The sequence below is a fragment of the Neobacillus sp. DY30 genome, from assembly GCF_030123065.1.
Classification (GTDB): Bacteria; Bacillota; Bacilli; order Bacillales; family Cytobacillaceae; genus Neobacillus.
Map to the genome: position 1 here is coordinate 3,088,043 of NZ_CP126093.1, position 19,440 is coordinate 3,107,482.

The 19,440-nt window shown below is 37.6% G+C and carries 17 protein-coding genes and 1 pseudogene; 13 read left to right on the top strand and 5 right to left on the bottom strand.

Annotated features, from left to right (window positions below; genetic code table 11):
- Positions 1-253 precede the first annotated feature (253 nt).
- The 3 genes and pseudogenes from QNH29_RS14860 to QNH29_RS14870 form a co-directional block, all read left to right on the top strand.
- Positions 254-752, top strand: a pseudogene (locus QNH29_RS14860) (transposase); the annotation flags it as partial.
- A 783-nt stretch (positions 753-1,535) separates the two neighbouring features.
- Positions 1,536-1,784: a hypothetical protein gene (locus QNH29_RS14865; RefSeq protein ID WP_283860181.1), complete on the top strand. Its 249-nt coding sequence runs from the start codon at positions 1,536-1,538 to the stop codon at positions 1,782-1,784.
- A 776-nt stretch (positions 1,785-2,560) separates the two neighbouring features.
- Positions 2,561-3,196 carry an NAD(P)H-binding protein gene (locus QNH29_RS14870; protein ID WP_283860182.1) on the top strand — a complete coding sequence of 212 codons (636 nt, stop codon included), beginning with the start codon at positions 2,561-2,563 and terminating at the stop codon, positions 3,194-3,196.
- 326 nt (positions 3,197-3,522) lie between these two features.
- On the opposite strand, the gene QNH29_RS14875 is transcribed toward QNH29_RS14870, so the two are convergent.
- From QNH29_RS14875 to QNH29_RS14895, 5 genes are read right to left on the bottom strand one after another with little or no spacing between them, the layout of a single operon-like run.
- Positions 3,523-4,599, bottom strand: coding sequence for a YkvI family membrane protein (locus QNH29_RS14875; protein WP_283860183.1), 1,077 nt, complete (start codon positions 4,597-4,599; stop codon positions 3,523-3,525).
- 14 nt (positions 4,600-4,613) lie between these two features.
- Positions 4,614-5,720: an o-succinylbenzoate synthase gene (gene menC / locus QNH29_RS14880; RefSeq protein ID WP_283860184.1), complete on the bottom strand. Its 1,107-nt coding sequence runs from the start codon at positions 5,718-5,720 to the stop codon at positions 4,614-4,616.
- Positions 5,717-6,532 (bottom strand): GNAT family N-acetyltransferase, encoded by an 816-nt coding sequence (locus QNH29_RS14885; RefSeq protein WP_283860185.1) that lies wholly within the window; start codon positions 6,530-6,532, stop codon positions 5,717-5,719. The genes menC and QNH29_RS14885 overlap by 4 nt, the downstream gene beginning before the upstream one ends.
- Positions 6,529-7,665, bottom strand: coding sequence for a M20 peptidase aminoacylase family protein (locus QNH29_RS14890; RefSeq protein ID WP_283860186.1), 1,137 nt, complete (start codon positions 7,663-7,665; stop codon positions 6,529-6,531). Before QNH29_RS14890 ends, QNH29_RS14885 begins: the two co-directional genes overlap by 4 nt.
- A gap of 5 nt (positions 7,666-7,670) precedes the next feature.
- Positions 7,671-8,540, bottom strand: a complete 870-nt coding sequence (locus tag QNH29_RS14895; RefSeq protein WP_283860187.1) for a MurR/RpiR family transcriptional regulator — start codon at positions 8,538-8,540, stop codon at positions 7,671-7,673.
- A 281-nt stretch (positions 8,541-8,821) separates the two neighbouring features.
- Between QNH29_RS14895 and QNH29_RS14900 the strand changes: the two genes are divergently transcribed.
- The 10 genes from QNH29_RS14900 to QNH29_RS14945 all read left to right on the top strand — a co-directional run bounded on the left by QNH29_RS14900 (position 8,822) and on the right by QNH29_RS14945 (position 19,128).
- Positions 8,822-9,397, top strand: a complete 576-nt coding sequence (locus tag QNH29_RS14900) for a hypothetical protein (protein ID WP_283860188.1) — start codon at positions 8,822-8,824, stop codon at positions 9,395-9,397.
- Positions 9,398-9,790: 393 nt separating this feature from the next.
- The gene (locus tag QNH29_RS14905; RefSeq protein ID WP_283860189.1) at positions 9,791-11,005 is read left to right on the top strand and encodes a metallophosphoesterase family protein; all 1,215 of its coding nucleotides are present in this window, start codon (positions 9,791-9,793) and stop codon (positions 11,003-11,005) included.
- Between the two features lie 329 nt (positions 11,006-11,334).
- Complete coding sequence (locus tag QNH29_RS14910) at positions 11,335-12,396, top strand: DUF1835 domain-containing protein (RefSeq protein ID WP_283860190.1); 1,062 nt, start codon at positions 11,335-11,337, stop codon at positions 12,394-12,396.
- Between the two features lie 633 nt (positions 12,397-13,029).
- A complete protein-coding gene (locus QNH29_RS14915; protein ID WP_283860191.1) occupies positions 13,030-13,170 on the top strand; it encodes a hypothetical protein in 141 nt (46 codons plus the stop codon).
- A 25-nt stretch (positions 13,171-13,195) separates the two neighbouring features.
- Positions 13,196-13,327 (top strand): hypothetical protein, encoded by a 132-nt coding sequence (locus QNH29_RS14920; RefSeq protein WP_283860192.1) that lies wholly within the window; start codon positions 13,196-13,198, stop codon positions 13,325-13,327.
- Between the two features lie 570 nt (positions 13,328-13,897).
- On the top strand, positions 13,898-15,268 hold the full coding sequence (locus tag QNH29_RS14925) for an exo-alpha-sialidase (RefSeq protein WP_283860193.1): 1,371 nt from the start codon (positions 13,898-13,900) through the stop codon (positions 15,266-15,268).
- Between the two features lie 41 nt (positions 15,269-15,309).
- Entirely contained in the window at positions 15,310-15,444 is a 135-nt protein-coding gene (locus tag QNH29_RS14930) for a hypothetical protein (protein WP_283860194.1), read from the top strand.
- A gap of 362 nt (positions 15,445-15,806) precedes the next feature.
- Positions 15,807-16,772 (top strand): FtsH protease activity modulator HflK, encoded by a 966-nt coding sequence (gene hflK / locus QNH29_RS14935; protein WP_283860195.1) that lies wholly within the window; start codon positions 15,807-15,809, stop codon positions 16,770-16,772.
- Positions 16,765-17,700 carry a protease modulator HflC gene (gene hflC / locus QNH29_RS14940; RefSeq protein WP_283860196.1) on the top strand — a complete coding sequence of 312 codons (936 nt, stop codon included), beginning with the start codon at positions 16,765-16,767 and terminating at the stop codon, positions 17,698-17,700. The genes hflK and hflC overlap by 8 nt, the downstream gene beginning before the upstream one ends.
- 90 nt (positions 17,701-17,790) lie before the next feature.
- The gene (locus QNH29_RS14945) at positions 17,791-19,128 is read left to right on the top strand and encodes an NfeD family protein (protein ID WP_283860197.1); all 1,338 of its coding nucleotides are present in this window, start codon (positions 17,791-17,793) and stop codon (positions 19,126-19,128) included.
- The last annotated feature ends 312 nt before the right edge of the window (positions 19,129-19,440 follow it).

Sequence of the window (19,440 nt, forward strand, 5' to 3'; positions counted from 1 at the left end):
ATACTGAGTTTTAGAACCGGAAAACAATAAGTTTTGATTGCTTTTATAGGGTGCCTAACCTGGTACTGTAAACGTGGGTTTGGAACAATTCGATTATATCAACGTTTGGTAAATAATGTAACGCTATAACCCATTTTTACACGTACCTCGGCTGAACCCCATGCCCATCAAGCTAGGTTAAAACGATTCCTTCAAAAATGAAAAAACGCTATGCTTTTCGTAAGAAGTTTACGAGAAATGATGGTGTTTTTTTATGAATCCTATCATCTCTAGTGAACTAACACTTTTCGCACAAGAATTACAACGCTTTTTATCTCCAATAGTCCTTCAAGAAATCGCAAAACAAGTTGGTTTTGTACAGTGATCTAGTAAGTATCAAGCAGATGAACTCATCGCTCTTTGCGTTTGGCTCAGCCAAGAAGTCGCTAGTACATCACTTACGCAACTATGTAGTCGTTTAGAGGCTTCGACGGGTGTACTAATGAGCCAAGAGGGACTAAATCAGCGCTTTAATCCTGCAGCTGTCACATTCCTCCGAGAAATCTTTACTTCACTCCTAACACAAAAACTCTGTTTAAATCAATCGCTTTCTTCAGACATGAATTGTGCTTTCGAATGTATTCGGATTTTAGATGCGACTGTGTTTAAGCTACCTGATTCCTTCGCTACTGATTATCAAGGCTCTGAAGGGAGTAGTAATACTGCAGGGGTGAAAATCCAATTGGAATACGATTTATTTAAGTGGTCAATTTAAACGATTTATTTTATTAAAGATTACTTTCCGTTACTGTTTCAAGCTATAGCAGTTGGAACAGAAGAACTTTTGAAAATTCTGCATCGTTTATATCAACTGCTCAAAAAGAACGGTCGTAAATGTCATCGGTATAAGGAGAAGACCGTCTTTGATATTCTAGGAGTTGTGTATGAAACGACGGTGAACCATAGATAAGCTGCCTAGAAAAACAACCTTGTTTTAAAAGGCTTTTTTGGTATTCCAACTTTTCCATCACTGGCTAGTGTTGAAACAAGGATCATTTCGTATCTAGAAATTTATGTTGTTAGCTTGATGGGTATGCGGCTGAACCCCTATATGGCCCTTTTTCATGCAAAATAACCGCAGATCCTTATTCTGGAAATGCACCGATTGGTTAATTACTGGTCGATACTCTTTTGTTTAAAATAATTTCAGAAATCCTATTACCTACAATGACTAATCTAAAGCAGCAATAGCACCTCCTACACCTGATTGGATTGACAAATCCTCTAATCTTTTAACCGAACAACACCTAAATCACATTCTTTATATTAATGAGAAAATGTCAAGAACAAGATAGGCTAATTCTCCTTTCCAGTAGATAATCCTACAAACAAAATAATACTATATAATAAATCAAGCCAAAAATGGTTTGTTGATATAATCAATTCATTCGCATAAAGAGACATTTTAAATACATTTTATAAAGGAAGGCTTATATTTTATGAAAGGACAGACAGTCTATGGAGGTGGAAAGTCTTTATTAAAGGAGGGAAATTTTATGGCGTATCTATGCTGTTTTTACAAAAGTAATCACGGAAGGCCTGGAATTACCAAATGCACGACACAAGATTTTTGTCCTACTCAGGATGATTATACTCTAACACATCATCATGAGACTGATCGGTGTGAAGAATGTCCGCCTGGAGGTGGAGTTATGAAAGCTTCGGGGTGTGATGAATGTTATCAAGGTGTTATGTATGACACTGATCCTACTTTATACGATGATGATTTAAATAATAATCCGTAAAATGTAAAGATTTCCTCGAATAATAAAAGATTTATTATTCGGGGTTGTTCTTTAAAGCTTATCACTATTTAATGACAAGAGCTTATGGACCTACTAATGCTAGAAGTTGAACTAGATATCTTTTCAGGAAGACCCAATCCTGTATGGATTTTTCTGAGGTAGAATTGAAGGAACTGCTTAATATATTATTATCTGTTCCTACATAAATTTCACCAGTGAATACGCCTGACGAACAGTTTAGCCTTGGTTTCCGTAGATTGATTGATATTCTTCGGAATATCTTCAATTAGTTCCTTCACATTTTGCCCCTCCATTTTTAATTGAATTGTATAGTAACATAATGAATATATTCTTTTCCAATATGTATCTTTCCTCTCATTATTCAATTAAACTGACCTTAACTAATACCAATCGTTTTCAAATCAATCAAATTTACACAATACCTTATTCAATAATCTGGCCCTTTAATTAAACAAAAAAGGGAAGGTGCCGTCTATTGCCTTGATTGTACATATTTCGACCATGTTGCTGCGCTACCCTATCTATGATAGAGTAAGCGGTAATTGGTAATTTCTACAAGGTGAATCGTCATTTGTTATGAGGTACTCATTACTCTTTCTGAAGATAGTGATTTTAGCTGGTGAAATTATTGAACCGGAGTAGGCCTGAAAATTTACGTATGTAATTGTCTATCATATAAAATTTGAAACTAATATAATATCTTAACGTATATCATCTTATAAAGTCATTGTTATATTTTCAATGGGGGAATATTAATGGAAAAATCTCTTAGAATTGCAATTCTTGGGGGAACAGGCAAAGTAGGTCGTTACATTGCAGAAAAAGCGTTAGAAAGTGGCTTCCAAGTTCGTATGCTTATTAGGAACCTAGATAAGTTAGCATATTTTGATAACAGAATTGAGATTATTAAAGGGGATGCTCAAAACATAGATTCTATTCGTTGTCTACTCAAAGATTGTAATATTGTCATAAATACCTTGGGACAACCTGTAAAGGATTTACCGATATATAGCAGTGTAACTAATAATGTTCTATCTATAATGAATGAATTTGCAATTAGAAGATATATTGGGGTTACAGGAGCATCTCTTAATATAGAAGGTGACAACAAGAAATTGATAAATAGAATTGGAGCAAAAATATTTGAAATCTTATTTTCTAAGATGATGATAGATAAGAAAAAAGAACTAAGCATTCTTATAAATAGTAATATGGATTGGACACTTGTACGTTTACCATTTGTTATTGAAGGTTCAGAAACTGGTAATATAAAGGTAAATTTATCGGATATGGAAGGTACAAGAATTACTAATGCAGATATAGCAAAATTTATCATTAATCAGGTTAGTGAAACGAAATATATAAGGAAAACTCCCTTTATTTCAAACTGATTAGCGAAAGACAAAAAAAGGATAAGTAACAATAGAAAGAGAAATCAATTGGTTTAAGCACCTTTCTTTTGATAAAAAACAATATTAATCTTTATCAGAGCCCAAAAGTTAATGATGTTGCAGTCTCTTTGGCTATAGCATTTTAAATAGAATTTAAGTTTCCTAAAAAGTAACGCCTACGCGCATCATATTAGCAATGCTGCAATCATTTATCTCTAACCGAAGCACATTATTTTACCTTGTTACATTATTTAATCTTTATGTAAGACTAGAAATACAAAAAAATGCTTAGTTCCTAGTGTAAGAGAACCAAGCATTTTTTGTATTTAAATAGTTTTCGCAGCAACAGCTACTTTTTGTCTCTTATCTTTCCGCGCCCATGCAATTACAATCGCGATAATCAAAGCAAATCCTAAGTATCCCATGGTGGAGTAAACTTTCCCAACAAGTGTTGTAAATCCTACTAAACTTGCACCAAAACCGAGTAAGCCCGTAACAACGACTGCTGGCTTAAACGATTTATTTTCTGGCTTAATGAAACGAACGGTAAAGGAATAGAACATCCCGACCGCTGTGTTATACATCATACCAAGAAGGGCAATCGCCATTAGCACGCCGACAGCCGGGTGAATCTGGTTAGCCAGTTCAAGTGTTGGCATGGCAATACCGGCAACAACATCAATTTTCACTAGCATGGCAATATGAATTAAAATAATTAAGGCACCCAGCATGATTCCTCCAAAGATCCCCCCCATGCCTGCTACTTTACGGTCTTTCAATGTTCCACCCATCACAATCAATAATGCTGCGCCGGCTGCAATATTATAAGAAACATAGAGTAGGGCACCTACCAACCAGCTGGATGCTCCTGAAGCTTGTTCCTTTGCTAGTGCATCTGCTTCAGCGAGAGAAATGTCCATTGTAAAGATGGAATAAAGTAAAATGGCAAAGATGATCACCATTAAATACGGTGTCACCAAGGCAATTAAGTTGATAATATTTTGTACATTTAATAATAAGGTTAGGATAGTGGCAACTACCATAATGATGCTGCCAATCATGGGACTTATGCCAAACATTTGCTCAAATGTTGAACCAGCGCCTGCAAACATGACTACTGCAACACCAAATAAGAAGAAGGTAATCAGTACGTCAAAAATGAATCCGATATAACGGCCGCCTAAATAATAAATAACCCCTTTATGAGAAGCTGTCTGTAAATCTGTTCCCAGCTGTGCAAGTGTATACCCTAAAAACATAAAGAATAGGGTAGCAAGGACTCCGCCAACCGTTCCCCAAATGCCAAAGCTAGTAAAATACTGCATGATTTCTTGTCCTGAAGCAAAGCCGGCCCCAACGATCAGACCGACGAATGCTCCACCGATTTGTAAGCTTCTCTTCATCGAAACCAACTCCATTATTTGTAATTTTTCTTCGCGACTGTAAATGATTCCACTGCTTCCCGGTCGACTTCGTAGCCAATTCCTGCTGTTTGAGGCACTTCGATATAACCGTTTGCTGCTACCACTTCAGGCAGGATAATATCTTTTTCCCAATAACGATTAGAGCTGGCTGTGTCTCCAGGTAAAATAAAGTTGGATAACGTTGTTAGTGCAACATTATGAGCTCGTCCAATACCTGATTCGAGCATCCCGCCGCACCATACTGGAATGCCATTGGCTTCACAGTAATCATGGATTTTTTTCGCTTCTGTTAATCCGCCGACACGGCCGATTTTAATATTAATAATTTTTGTACTGCCAAGTTCTACCGCTTTGCGCGCGTCCTCTAAAGAGTGAATACTTTCATCTAAGCAAATAGGGGTTTTAAGCACCTTTTGCAAATGTGAATGATCGATAATATCATCGGATGCTAAAGGCTGTTCAATCATGGTTAATTCAAATTCATCCAGCTGTTTTAAAAGCTCTGCATCGTCTAAACGGTAGGCGGAGTTTGCGTCAGCCATGATCGCCACGTTCGGAAAGTTTTCTCGTAATGTACGCATGACATCCACGTCCCAGCCTGGCTTAATTTTTACTTTAATCCTTTTGTAGCCTTCCTTTACATACTCATCGACTAATGCAACTAAGTCATCAATGGACTTTTGAATACCAATCGAGATGCCGACTTCAATTTTGTCCTTTTTCCCGCCAAGTGCGGAAGCGAGAGATTGATTGGTTTGCTGCGCGTAAATATCCCAAATCGCACCTTCAATCGTTGATTTCGCCATGTTATTTTTCCGAATAGGGGAGAATATTTCACTTACTTCATCGGGATGGTTGATTTCTTTGTTTAAAATTAATGGAATTAAAAAATCCTCCAGCATATGCCAGTTTGTTTGTAAGGTTTCTTCGTTATACCAAGGGGAGTGGAATGCTACGGATTCACCCCAGCCAATCGTGCCGTCTTGATCTTTGGCTTCCAGTAATAAAAAGTCTTTATTGGTAAATGTCCCAAAGCTGGTTGTAAACGGTGCTTTTAATTTCATTTGTAAATGACGGATGGTAATATCGGTAATTTTCATTGTGGTTCTCCTCCAAGTGCTAACGTTTCTATTTTTACAAAAATGTATTCATTATAGGTTTCATATGGCTGTAATCGAACCGCCGCGTATCCCGCTTTAAATAAACGTTGGAATAGGGTACGTGTCTGCAAACGCCAGTCCATTGAAAGTTCTTGGCTAGATGCTTTAACGGACTGGAAATCCTTCGGCACTGCCAGGGAATAAGCAGGCTGTGTTAGTTCTTGTTCCTTGCCTGAAACGAATACTGGTAGGTTTTCTTCATTAAATGTAAGAGAGTTTAAGGCAGCAGCGCCTTCGATCGTTGGTATATGGTTTTCAACCACATAAGGACTGGTTATATGCCAGTGCAGTTCAAAGCGGTCTGATGGCAATCCTTGATTAAAGCCGTCTTGCATTTCACCATAGCAATTTTCAACATAGGTATCACAAATACCATTCAATTTTGTTAAGTTTAAGTAACCGTTTCGGGTTTCGAGCGGATCGTACGTCCAGTGCATCCTGTCATAGCCTTTTACAATCGCAATTTCGCGCTGGGTACGTTTGAGTTTTTCACCAATCCCTTGTGACCGGTAGTTTTTGTCAATCCCAAGCATATGGGAGCATAAATAGGGTTTTCCATCGCGAAAGCCTGCAAATCCATAGCTAAAGCCGATTAATTGCTCGCCGTCATAGGCACCCACCATAATGCCACCGTTTTTTACTGCGGTTAACGTTTGGTGAGTCGGAATGGATTCTGTTCCCCAGACTTTCCATTCAAGCTCTTGAACTTGTTCCATTTCAGCAATTGTTTTTAATTCTCGAATTTCAATCATTTCTTTTCGCTTCTTTCTACTTGTTGTAACGCTAGCACCAATGCTCTTGTAATAATTTCAGCACCCGTTGGAAGGCGGTCCGTGTTAAATGTCATTTGTGGATGATGAAGTCCAGGTGTGACACCGCAGCCAAGTCCAAGCATGGTGGTTTGTAATTGTGGGTTAGAATAAGCATAAAAGTGGAAATCTTCGCCGCCAGGTGTGACCACTTCTGGTGTGCAGTTTTCTATCCCTGCTACATCGATAATCGCTTGCTTCATAATCGCCTTTGCTGTGTCATTTACTTGAGCTGCCGCAATATGAGCATCTACTTGGTAATCAATTTTTGCGCCGTACATTAAACTCACTGCCTCAATTACTTTCTCAAAGCCAATCGTTAAGGCTTCCATCGTTTCATTTTCTTGAGCACGTGCGTCAATACTAAAGGTTGCTGTCCCAGGAATAATATTTGTTGACGTGCCGCCTGCTTGTAGCTGGGTCATTTTAATAGAGGCTGACTGGGATGGACGAATCCAAAGACGTTTGAGCCCGTCAACTAATGCCGCAGCCACCTCGATGGCGTTCACCCCTTGCTCAGGCCGGGCCCCATGTGCTTCAACCCCATGAATCGTTCCTGTAAAAAGCTTTGCTGCCCCGTGATGCAATGCTGGCGCGTAAGTTCCATCCTGCAATTCAACAAGAGGGCGGACATGCGTCCCGAATAAAAATTGCAGAGAATCGACCACCCCTTGTTCCATAAGCGCCTTTGCTCCTTGTGCCTTTTCCTCTGCGGGTTGGAAAATAATGCGGACAGCACCAGGTAAAGTGGGTGCCAGTTCTTTCAGTAAAAAGATGGTGCCAAGTGCCATCGTCATATGTCCGTCATGCCCGCATGAATGATTGGCATGGAATTGACCATCTACTTCCTGCCAGAGGGCATCCATATCGGTTCGGAACCCTACTTTAGGTGTTCCTTTCCCAATGTCTACATATAAGCCAGTCATATGTTCAAATGTATGGGGTTCGAATCCTTCTTGTCGAAGGAGATTCGCGAGATAGGATGTGGTTTTAACCTCGTTCCAGCTTACTTCGGGATTCTCATGCAAATGCTTGAAAATTTGTTGTAACCGTTCTGCTAATTGTTGATCTGTCATCTTTTTCAACTCCATCGATCTGCTATAAAACTGTTTTGAAAGTCATCGTACTTCACCCGTTGCGTGTTGTAGTATTCTGGATCGAATGTCATCATTCCAGTTACCAAAATATTTAAGAAGGAAACTAATGCTGGCATGAGGTCAATGGTCGACAGCTCAGCTTGTTCGAGAAAAAAGGCATAGTCACAATGCTTGTGAATAGGGGCCAGCCTTGAATCCGTAATCGCCAGTACGGGTATACCCCGTTCATGAAGTGCTGCAGCGATTTGAATGGGTTCCTTATAGTACCGATGCAAGGAAATAACTACGACAACGGAATGTTCATCAATTTCTTGCAAGGTACGAATTAGTTCTGCTGTTTCAGTTTGAAAGAGCTTCACATTCGGTCGAAGAATATTCATCGTAAAATGAAGCCACTGTGCCGCCAACAATGATGCACCCGCACCAACGATATAAATATTTTTCGCCTCATGTAATTTACGCGTTGCTTCAGAAAATAATTGCTTATCAATTTGTTTGGCAATTCCGACAATTTTAGAGCTATCTTGGCTCATTCCATTTTCAATGAGACACTGGTCATCGAAAAGCTCTTTTTTCGAGGAAATATAATTTCCAAGGGTGGAGGTGGGTGTATGTTTAAAAACAAATAAGGTAATTTCTTTTTGCAGCTGCGCATATCCTTCAAGTCCCAGCGCATAGCAGAACCGAATCACCGTCGTTTCGCTTGTCCCAGCTTTATCACCGACTTCGGCGGCAGAATGCACTCCGATAAATGTCGGATTACTTAATACAAAATTAGCCACTTTCTGCTGTGCCTTGGATAGTTCATGAAAACGCAGTTCAATTTTATCTTTGATGGTTTGTGTAACCTCCAAAAGAAGCCTCTCCTTTTATTGGCAATATAATGAAGTCTAAACTTCATTTTTAATGTTTTTAACCTTATCATAATTTTCAGACAAATACAATAAATATTCTGAAATTTCTTATTTGCTGAATATAAAAATTTTAGTTTGACACCGAATTGTATGTATTCCTTCACTAATAAAGGAAAAATAATGGGTGTTGTCGAAATAGTAATTGGAAACAAAAACAAGAACAGGTGTATCATAAGAATGAAGTTTTTACATCATCATGATTTATTTAGGGGAGAAGAATTTTGTCAAAAGAATTGTTAAACAAATATACAGCAGAGGTTTTGGGTGTTGTAATTAACCAGCCCCATTGGAAAAAGGACGAGCTTACCAACAGACTTAAACAAGTATTAGATGAAATGAGACAAAATGCAGGATCACAGGAAGTATACTTAGAGTCGATCTTAAGAAACGTAACATTCCTATTCGAAAATACAAGACGTGCAATTTCTTTATTAAAGTTATGTATTGAAGAAGAAAAGTTTATGACCCAAGAAAGCTTTCAACAAGCCATGGTAGAGTTTCCTAAACTAGTAAACGAGTCTAATTTTTTCGTTGAAAATATGCCTCGTTTTAAGGAGCTTGTTTATAAAGGTTCAACGATAGAAGAGCAAGTAGCCCATGCTGAATCGGTTTACTGTAATAGTAAGCTGGTTAACGACATGGCGGTTGATTTTATTGGAACATTCTTGCATCCGAATAACAGAGAATTTATGACCAACTTTATGGAGTATGCTTCAGATGTCATCGTGGATATAGTCATGCAATTTTGTAGAAATTATTCCCGTCTCATGATAGAAGAAATGCACTTAAAGAACTGAGTTAGATAAAAAGAGACTAAAGTAATCTTTAAATAAAAATTAAGTGTAAGAGCTCATTCGAATGAGCTCTTTTTGTTATAGACATAAATGGAAGTTCTAAAGGTTGTTTTCTTAATATTTCACCAATCTCAGGTCAGATTGTGGAACAAAAAATGTAAAGGTAAATGCAAATGATTGCGTGACCTAGTTGAGTTTTTGACGTTCTCTAAGCCTATTAGGATTAAAAAAACAAAAAGTTCAAGCCCTCTTTATCAAAATTTAGAAATATGCAATCTTTACCAAATTTACATTAATAATTTACAAAGCATAAACACAGAATTAAAACTTCCTTGTTACTCTTTTTATAGATTTACTTTCTATATATATTTCTATAAAGGGATGGGGAGATTTATTATGAGTAATTATGATTTGCAAAAGGGATTGGACAGGCGGCGCTTTATCAAAATCGGCGGGTTGAGTACATTGGCATTAACACTAGGGTCAGCGGGCATTCCGGCTAATATGTTCACGGGTAACGTACATGCCGCAGCAAATGAGGAAATCAAGCTTCAATTTAAACCAGACGGAAAATTCAAGATTGTTCAGTTTAACGATACCCAAGATGATGAAAACATTGACCGTCGTACGATCGAATTGATGGAAAAAGTTCTTGATACTGAAAAACCAGATTTTGTTGTCCTTAACGGCGACAACATTACAGGTGGCTGTGATACACCTCTTGAGATGAAACAAGCGATAAATAATGTAGCACAACCGATGGAGCAGCGAGGGATAAAGTGGGCGATTACATATGGAAACCATGATGAGGACTCCACTCCAAAAAGTGGCCTAAATGAAGAGGATATGCTCGAAATTTACATGTCTTACAAATACAATTTAAACAAGCCGAGTGTAAAAGATATTAATGGAACAGGAAATATGAATCTCCTTATCAAAAATTCCAAAGGTACGGATGCTGCTTTTAATCTTTGGCTGCTTGACAGTGGGAGATATGCTCCTAATACCATTGCTGGTCAAGACTTTAAGGGATATCCAACCTGGGACTGGCTGCGTTTTAACCAAGTAAGCTGGTATTACGAAACCTCTAAAAAATTAGAGAAACAATGGGGGCACAAGGTTCCTTCGCTTGTATTTATTCATATTCCACTTTGGGAACATCGATATATGTGGTTTGCGAGTGTAGATAGCAGAACGGACGAAAACCACGCTAAAGCTGTGAACAAACATCATATTGTCGGAGAACGAAATGAAGAGGAATGCCCTGGCCCGGTCAATAGCGGCATGTTCTCAGCTATGCTTGAGAGGGGAGATGTCAAAGGTGTTTTCTGCGGCCATGATCATATAAACACCTACATGGGTAACTACTATGGCATCCTGCTTGGCTATGCTGGAAATACCGGTTTTGGTACATATGGTCTTCCGGGTGCAGAGCGAAATAGGCTACGCGGTGCAAGGGTGTTTAATTTGGATGAAAATACTGCAGATGTGCTGGTAGAAACACATATGGTGTTTGCAAAAGACTATGGTATCGATCTGACTGCCAATGACCAGAGCATTTCTCCGGGTCCTATCGATGAAAGCAAGAAGAAAGAAAAAGTAGTTAAATAGATTGGCTAAAACGGGTGGTAACAGTTACTACCCGTTTTATTTTTTGAGGTGGCATAATACTGGATGGGGATAAAAACCTACCTACAGAAAATTTGAAAGTTCCGAATTAATTAGGAAAAAGTTCTACCGCTGTTTTTAACCAGCTCATTGGATAAAGGATGAGCTTACAAAGTGAATGATCCAACTATTAAAAGAGATAATAACAAGGGTTGGATTCGCATGAAGCTTATAAGGACGGTAAGTTTTAGAATATATGGGAAAAATAACTTCATAAAGATACATTTTTTATTATGAATAATACATTTATCGATTATAGAAGGAGTTTTTAGGTGGATATTCTCGATATAAAGAATATAGTAAAGGACTTGCCAGAAAAGGAAGTAAGGTCATACTTGCAATTTATTCTTTATAGAATTGCATTATTAGAGGATAAAGAAAATTCTTTAGTTGAGTTAGCAAATGATCTTAAAGAAATTTTTAATGAAATTCTCTATCCAGAAGTTACAGAGTTAGATCCATTTGGAAAGAGTGATTATAAAAAAGTTAATATACAATTTGGCTACCCATATTTAAGACAACCATTAAAAGAATTAAACTTACTAAAAGAAGAGCTTAGTCTGGCTTTCCACGACAATTTTTCTATTGCTCCTCTATATAGTTTAGATAGCGAAAAGGGACAAACAGATAGATTTTATTGGTTAAAAAACAACCTATCTAATGAATATGAAGTTGAATTTTATAAAAAAAGTTTTCCAAAAATAATTTCTCAATTATTATCAATTCCTGAAAAAGTTCCAATTTACATTTGGGTATCAGAAAATGCAAATGAACAAACAGCTCTTCTTTTTACAATGTTTTTGTTGCGTGAACGAAAAAACAGTATTTATATCATTGATACTGCAACATTGTATAGAAAATTGTTTGAAAAAAAGGCTAAGAAGTATGTACCCTTTTTTTCGGGTGAAATAATTTTAGAAGAATTACAAACCATATATACATATAGTCAAGAAAACAAACACATTTTATCAGACATTGAGCGTGAGCATTATGAAAAAAAGTGGTTAGCCCTTTCAAACAATCCTAGTACATTAAGAATATGGGAAAACGGAGAAATAAAAGTTGTAGCTGAAGACTATTACGATGACTTTATAATTGAAAAAGCTAAGAAGCTGATTGGGAAGAAAAAGGGATTTATTATGTGTGCAAGATTAGTGGGTGAAGTTTATGGACATATTCTTCAATATATCGGAGACGGTTTTTTGGAATATAGGGTTAGAAAATTAATCGAAAAGGGAATTTTTGAATATGAAGGTAGCCTAGAAGCAATGCGTTATTACGGGATTAAATTAAGTAAATCATTTATGGAAAATCACAGTGAAAAGATACATTGAGGGAAGCTTGGAATAAGCTTCTCTTTTTTTTCAGTTCCCCCCACATTCTACAACAACCATACATAAATAATAATGTAGAGGGATCTTACCAACTCCTCATGTGTTGCTAAATACAATTTGGAAGCGTAGAAAAAGATAGATGCTGAAATTACAAGATAGAGTTTATTCGTAGGAACTCTTTTTGTTAAAGACAAAAATTCAGTATTTTGACATTTTTCTCCTTACATTGTTAAATGAATTAATGATAAATTTATTATTGAATCGAAAATAACCAAAGTAATATCAGTAATAGTAAAAGGGGGGGATAAGCTAGGAAACACGTATTTGGTTTCGCATTTGGCATCTTTGAACGTTTATTTTGTTAATAAATCCTCACGAACTTTTATGTTAAACTCTTCAAGTTATTTCCATACTTTTATCACAAAGATATTCCTCCCTCTTGATTTTAATATCATTTCCTATTATTTACTTTCAGTTTCCTACTATTGCATTCCAAGCTTCTAAAATGGTTTTCCAAGGAAGTTTTCAATGGCATAATCTTTCTTCCAGTTAGTCGAGGGAATTCGTATTTTTCTGAGCTAATTTAATAGATCCAAGTAATTTTTTCGAATTCATAAAAATGGAGGTTTTGTTATGGAGGAAACACTTAATAGTATTCTTTCAGAACTACAGCATCTTAATAAGGACCAACAAGAAGTAATGAAAGGGCAGAAGGAACTTATAGGGCGTATAGAAAGTTTAGAAAAAGGTCATAAAAAGTTAATGACAAACTGAATTAATTAAACAAACAACCACACTTATGACTGAAAACTTCACGGATATTCGGAAAGATATGAAAGCATTAGCATTGGATGTTAACTCTGATGTTGAGCTTTTATTCAAAGAAATGGCTGATGTAAAGAGAAAAGTCAATAAACTTGAAAAGAAATAAATACAAGACATTTGGCAACTAAGTGAAATTTCTTAAATTAAGCGGATCACTTGATGGGTATTGTTTAATAAGGCATAACATATGAAAAATGGTCAAATCTATGAGATTATTTTCGATGCGGTGGGCAATACATCTTACAGAATGTAAAGGATCTCTCACGCAAAAAGGTGTCTACCTTTCCACGGTATTTTCATTATCCATTCTTTTTATAAAATAATTACGGAAAAGAGCTCATTATTGTGAGCTCTTTTTGTTATAGATTTGCCTGCCTCCCTCACAATATTAAGTTGCCAACTATTCTATCATTTTCTATCTATCTAAAAACCTATCTACCTTCACCAAAATCCGAGAATTACTGGCACCGAATGTAAAAATGTGCTGATACCATCGGACAGAGGCCTTGTCCCTTTTTTTGAAAATTCATACGTTACATTACGTGCCTTGAGGCTTATAAAAGATCTTCGGTACAAATGAATGTTTAAAAGGGAGAGGTTATGTTTGGGTATAAGAAGATGTTGTTGTGAATGCCCTGATTGTAGAGGTAGTTCATGTTTTGAATTCGAAAGAAGGGTGAATAATACAGATTTTGATGTTCAAAATTTCCCACGTATCACTCAAAGTGAGACAAGCATTGGACGTTTTGGAGATTTCATTCTTTATGGATTTAATGATAGCAATGATGCAAATCTTAATAGGTTTTCAGGATTTGCCTTTTCAAACAACCTTGGGTTAACTTGGACGGATGGAGGTTCTCTGCCGGTAAATCCAAACGGATTGAATGGAGGAGATCCAGTCATTGCAGTTGATCGAAATGGAGTTTTTTATTATGGCCAAATTGGAATAGAAGTGGTGAATGGTAACCGACAAGGAGTTATCAGTGTCTCAACCGGCACGTTTACCCCACAGGGAACCATCACTTTGAATCCCCCTCAAGTAGTGGGTCGAGGGCAAAATATTGAAAATGATATTTCACAGGATAAGGAATGGATTACAGTAGGTCCTGATGCTGCTAGACCAGGACAAGAAGCTCTGTATATAACATGGACAGACTTTTCTGTTAACCCGCAAACGATCCGTTTTTCAAAATATGCCACAGGTGTCAATTTAACTCCTCTTATTACAGACCAAGTAATTGTACCTGGAGGGGGTGTACAAGGCTCATTTCCTGTAGTGGATGCTGCGGGCAATATTTATGTTTTTTATTTAGAGAACAATGGCTTTAATGTTTTGGGCCAGCCTAATCGTACCATTCGCATGGTCAGATCAACAAATGGCGGGGTAACTTTTCCAACGAACGTAGCAGTTTCGGCTCCTTTTGCTGCCGCCGCTACTGATACAGTCGCTTGTGCTCGACCGTCGATTGGGCTAGATAATACAAGGCGGATTCGAATGAATGAGTTTCCTCATGCTGCTATTGGGCCAGATGGCACCCTTTATGTTGTGTGGAGTCAAGGCAGTGTCGTGAACGGAACTACCATCATTGATGTGATGTTAGCGTACAGCAATAACCAGGGTAATACGTGGACCACCGTGAATATGACGTCTGATAGAAATACTTTTGCGTTCTTCCCTTCTGTTGCGGTCAATCAAAACGGAGCCCACGTTCAGTATAATCGTTTCAATGACCAGGGAGGCACGCTTCAGGGTATCGGGAATGGTAGCTTTGCTATATTTGTGAGAAGCTTTTCTATTGCAGGTGGCATAAGAAATGAAAGAATGGTAAGTACCGAATTTTCCCCAATTCCAGTCACAAACCCTAACCCAGGTAATGATGTAGCAAGATGCTATATGGGCGATTACAATCAAATTATTACTGGCCCTGGAAATTGCTTGCTCCACTCCTGGGGAGATAATCGAAATGAAATTACTGTCAATAACATCACTCGTATTAACCCTGATGTTTTCTTTAGTAGAACCATCTCGTGCATTAATGAATTATGAGAACTTATTCCTATTAAAAAGTAGCAAAGGAGGGCAAGAAAATGGATTGCAATCCATGCCAAAATAATCATTCATTGAGTAATGCCAATCAAATGTCAAACATGATGCCAGCAAATTATGATCAGCAAACTCCTGTTAAGAAGTCACAAGTATCGAAGAAACGTAATCGTAAATGATAGGGCTATCCCTTCTGTCATTTTAACCTAAACTATAATCCACCCTTGGATTCTACCTAATAGACCAACCCTTTAAGGCACAGCCTATTGCCAATCTGGACATGTTACCAGCATGTCTAGTCTTTTTAAAATTATTCAAAACTTAGTATCGTTATGGCTTGAAAAGATGAGTAATCCCTGAAGGATTTTTGTAATGTTTATCCTACTAGACCAGTCATTGATATTGACTGGTCTTTTTGAATTTACGATCTATAAAAATCCTATACTAGCAAAGGAAATTTAACTATTTTTTAAAAATTGAAACTTTATTGTAAAATGGCCGTATTAAAAGTTATAGCCTTATAGAAAGAGGGGGAGACAGCATGGGAAATATAAATAAAATCTATAAAACTGTCGGACTTATAATTTTAGGCGCCATCCTCGTTATTGTTGGATTAACCACTTGGTATACGGTCGATGAAAGTGAGCAAGCCGTTATCATTACCTTTGGAAAGGTTGAAGAAGGCGTAACCGAACCTGGGTTACATTTTAAGCTGCCATGGCCTATTCAATCCGTTGAAACGCTATCAAAGGAAACCTTTAGTCTGCAATTTGGTTATGAAGAGAAAGATGGAAAAGTAAAAGAGTTTCCTGAAGAAACAAAAATGATTACGGGTGATGAAAATATCGTGTTAGCGGACTTAGTTGTCCAATGGAAAATAACTGATCCAGCAAAATATTTGTTTAATGCGGAGCATCCAGAAGAAATATTGTACAATTCTACCTCTGCCTCTTTAAGAAGTATTATCGGCAGTTCCAAAATTGACGATGCTTTAACCTCTGGAAAGGCAGAAATCGAAGCCGATGTCCGGGATTTGTTATCAACATTGGTAGAAAAATACGATATCGGCATTTCGATATTGGCCGTTAAGCTTCAGGATGTGGAACTGCCTAATGAAGAGGTCAGAAAAGCCTTTACAAATGTAACAGATGCCCGTGAAACGATGAATACCAAGATTAATGAGGCAGGGAAATATCGAAACAAACGAACCAATGAAGCCAAAGGGGAAGAGGCTGCTCTTAAGTCCAAAGCCCAAGGTGATAAAGCAGCAAGGATTGAAACAGCAAGAGGGGATGTTTCTGTTTTCAATAAGCTATATGATGAATACCGGACAAATCCTGACATCACGCGTGAGCGGTTAATGTTAGAAACACTTGAACAAGTTCTTCCTAACGCTGAAATCTATATTATGAACGATAATGGAGATACGTTAAAATATTTCCCAATCAGACCTTTGGAAAACGCACAGCCAAAGACAAATGGGGAAGGAAGTGAAAAAAATGAGTAATGATAATGTAGTTAGCTTAGAAGGTCGCGGCCCAAAAGGATTCAATTGGAAAAATTATACCAAAATAGGCACCTTTTTCGTCATCGTCATCATCCTCTTAGCCATATTCCTTTCAAGTCTCATTGTTGTAAAAGAAGGCGAATATAAAGTGATTCGGCAGTTTGGAGAAGTGGTACGGATTGTGAAAACCCCAGGTCTAACCTATAAAATTCCATTCATTCAAAGTGTCACGACGCTGCCAAAATATCAAATGACGTATGATGTTACCGAAGCTGAGATTAACACGAAAGATAAGAAACGGATGCTCATCGATAACTATGCCATTTGGAGAATTGAAGATCCGAAAAAGATGATCACCAATGCAAGAACCGTTGAAAAAGCGGAATCCCGAATGGAGGAATTTATTTACTCCGTGGTACGTTCAGAGCTCGGGCAGTTAAACTATGATGAAATCATTAATGATGAAAAATCTTCACGTGGTTCTTTAAATGATCGAATTACAGAAAAGGTGAATGAACTTCTCGGAAATGATCATTATGGAATTGTGGTTACGGATGTCAGGATGAAACGGACGGATCTACCTTCAGAGAATGAACAGTCCGTATTCACAAGAATGATTTCTGAACGAGAATCGAAAGCACAGGAATATTTGTCTATGGGTGATGCAGAAAAGAATAGAATTGAGGCTGATACGGATCGAGAAGTGCAGGAATTGCTCTCAAAAGCGAAAGCGGAGGCAGAATCCATTCGTGCTGAAGGGGAAGCGGAAGCAGCTAGAATCTATAATCAAGCTTTCTCTAAAGATCCAGAATTTTATTCCATGTTCCGTACGTTAGAATCCTATAAAAAGACCATCAATGATCAGACGGTTATCGTCCTTCCTTCTGATTCTCCTTACGCACGTTTACTGATGGGATATATCGATTAATGGTATCACCAAATTAAATAAAATAGAAGTGCCCTGCTATTTCCATTGGAGTAGCAGGGTTTGTGGTTTAAATGAAGGGAGGGAAAAGGAATGAATCGTATACGGATCGTTTCCATTTTATCTTTGTTATTCGGCTTATTGTTTATGCTGGTTCCTGTGGACAGCTCTGCAAAAGGGGAAGTTGTCTATGTGGTGCCGATTGAAGAAACGGTTGAAAAGGGATTGTACGCTTTTTTGAAAAGAGCTGTTGAAACGGCTGAAAATGAACAGGCCGACGCTATTATTTTTGAAATTAATACGCCTGGAGGAGCAGTGGATGCTGCGGCTGATATCGGAAAGCTGCTTACTTCCACGGATATCAGAACGGTAGCTTTTATTAATAACCAAGCGTTATCCGCTGGTGCCTATATTTCATTAAATATGGATGAAATCTACATGGTAAAAGGAGGGACGATGGGAGCGGCTGCGATCATTGATCAGCAGGGGAATACGGCTGGAAAGAAAGCGGAATCCTATTGGTTTGCCGAAATGAAAAACGCGGCAAAGCACGCCGACCGGGATCCCATTTATGCCCTGGCAATGGCAGATGAAAATGTTGATTTACCAGAATACGGAGCTGAAAAAGGAAAATTATTAACCTTAACCTCCGAACAGGCTGTAGAGGTTGGATACGCTGAAGGAATGGCTAACAATCTTGATGAACTCCTTGAACTACTCGGATATACAGAAGCAGATGTACGAACACTTGAAGTAAGCTTTGCAGAAAAAATTGCCCGCTTTATTACGAATCCATTTGTTTATTCGATTTTGCTAACCATTGGCAGCCTTGGTCTTGTATTAGAACTGTACTCACCTGGTTTCGGTGTTCCCGGGTTTATGGGCTTATCAGCATTGCTGCTGTTTTTCTATGGACATCTCGTCGCAGGTCTTGCCGGATTTGAAAGCCTTATTTTATTTATTATCGGGATTGGTCTTATCCTACTAGAGTTTTTTATATCGGGTGGTATTGCCGGGGTCCTCGGTTTAGGGGCCATTATTACGAGTATATTTTTGGCAGCAGATAACGTCGTTCATTTGGGAATATCCTTGCTTATTGCCATTGTTACTGCCAGCTTGGTATCTATTTTTTTGATAAAGGTATTAGGTAAAAAATTGAACCTGTTTAATAAGATCATTTTAACCGATTCCACCAATACACAAAGCGGTTATATATCAAACAAAAACCGTTTAGAATTAATCGGAATGGAAGGCTATGCAGTAACAGTGCTGCGGCCATCTGGCACCATACTCATTGAAGACGAACGGATAGATGCTGTAAGTGAAGGTGTATTTATTAATAAAGGAGCCAAGATAAGGGTGGTGAGAGTAGAAGGGGCACGAATTATTGTAAGAGAAATTCCAAGTTTGGATAAGGAGCATTCTTTTTAGAAGGATTTATGAGTACTTAAATAAAAAGATGCCCCTCGAACAGATAGAAAAATAATTTGCCAGTGAAAATATTAGATAAAATATTGTTAAAAAGTTGGTCCTTGTGATAAGGGACCAACTTTTTCCTTTGCCAAGGTAAAAAATTCTCTATTGAAATGAATGAGTTCCCCGTGTTAATATGTTAAGTGAATTAAAAGAAAATTTCAAAAAATTCAACTCTCTTAATACGAAACAGCGATCCTGTTCATCGGTTAAAGAGTTAAATTTCTTTTTAATGGAAAAACATATGGGGAAACAAGCAAGTTAGTAATC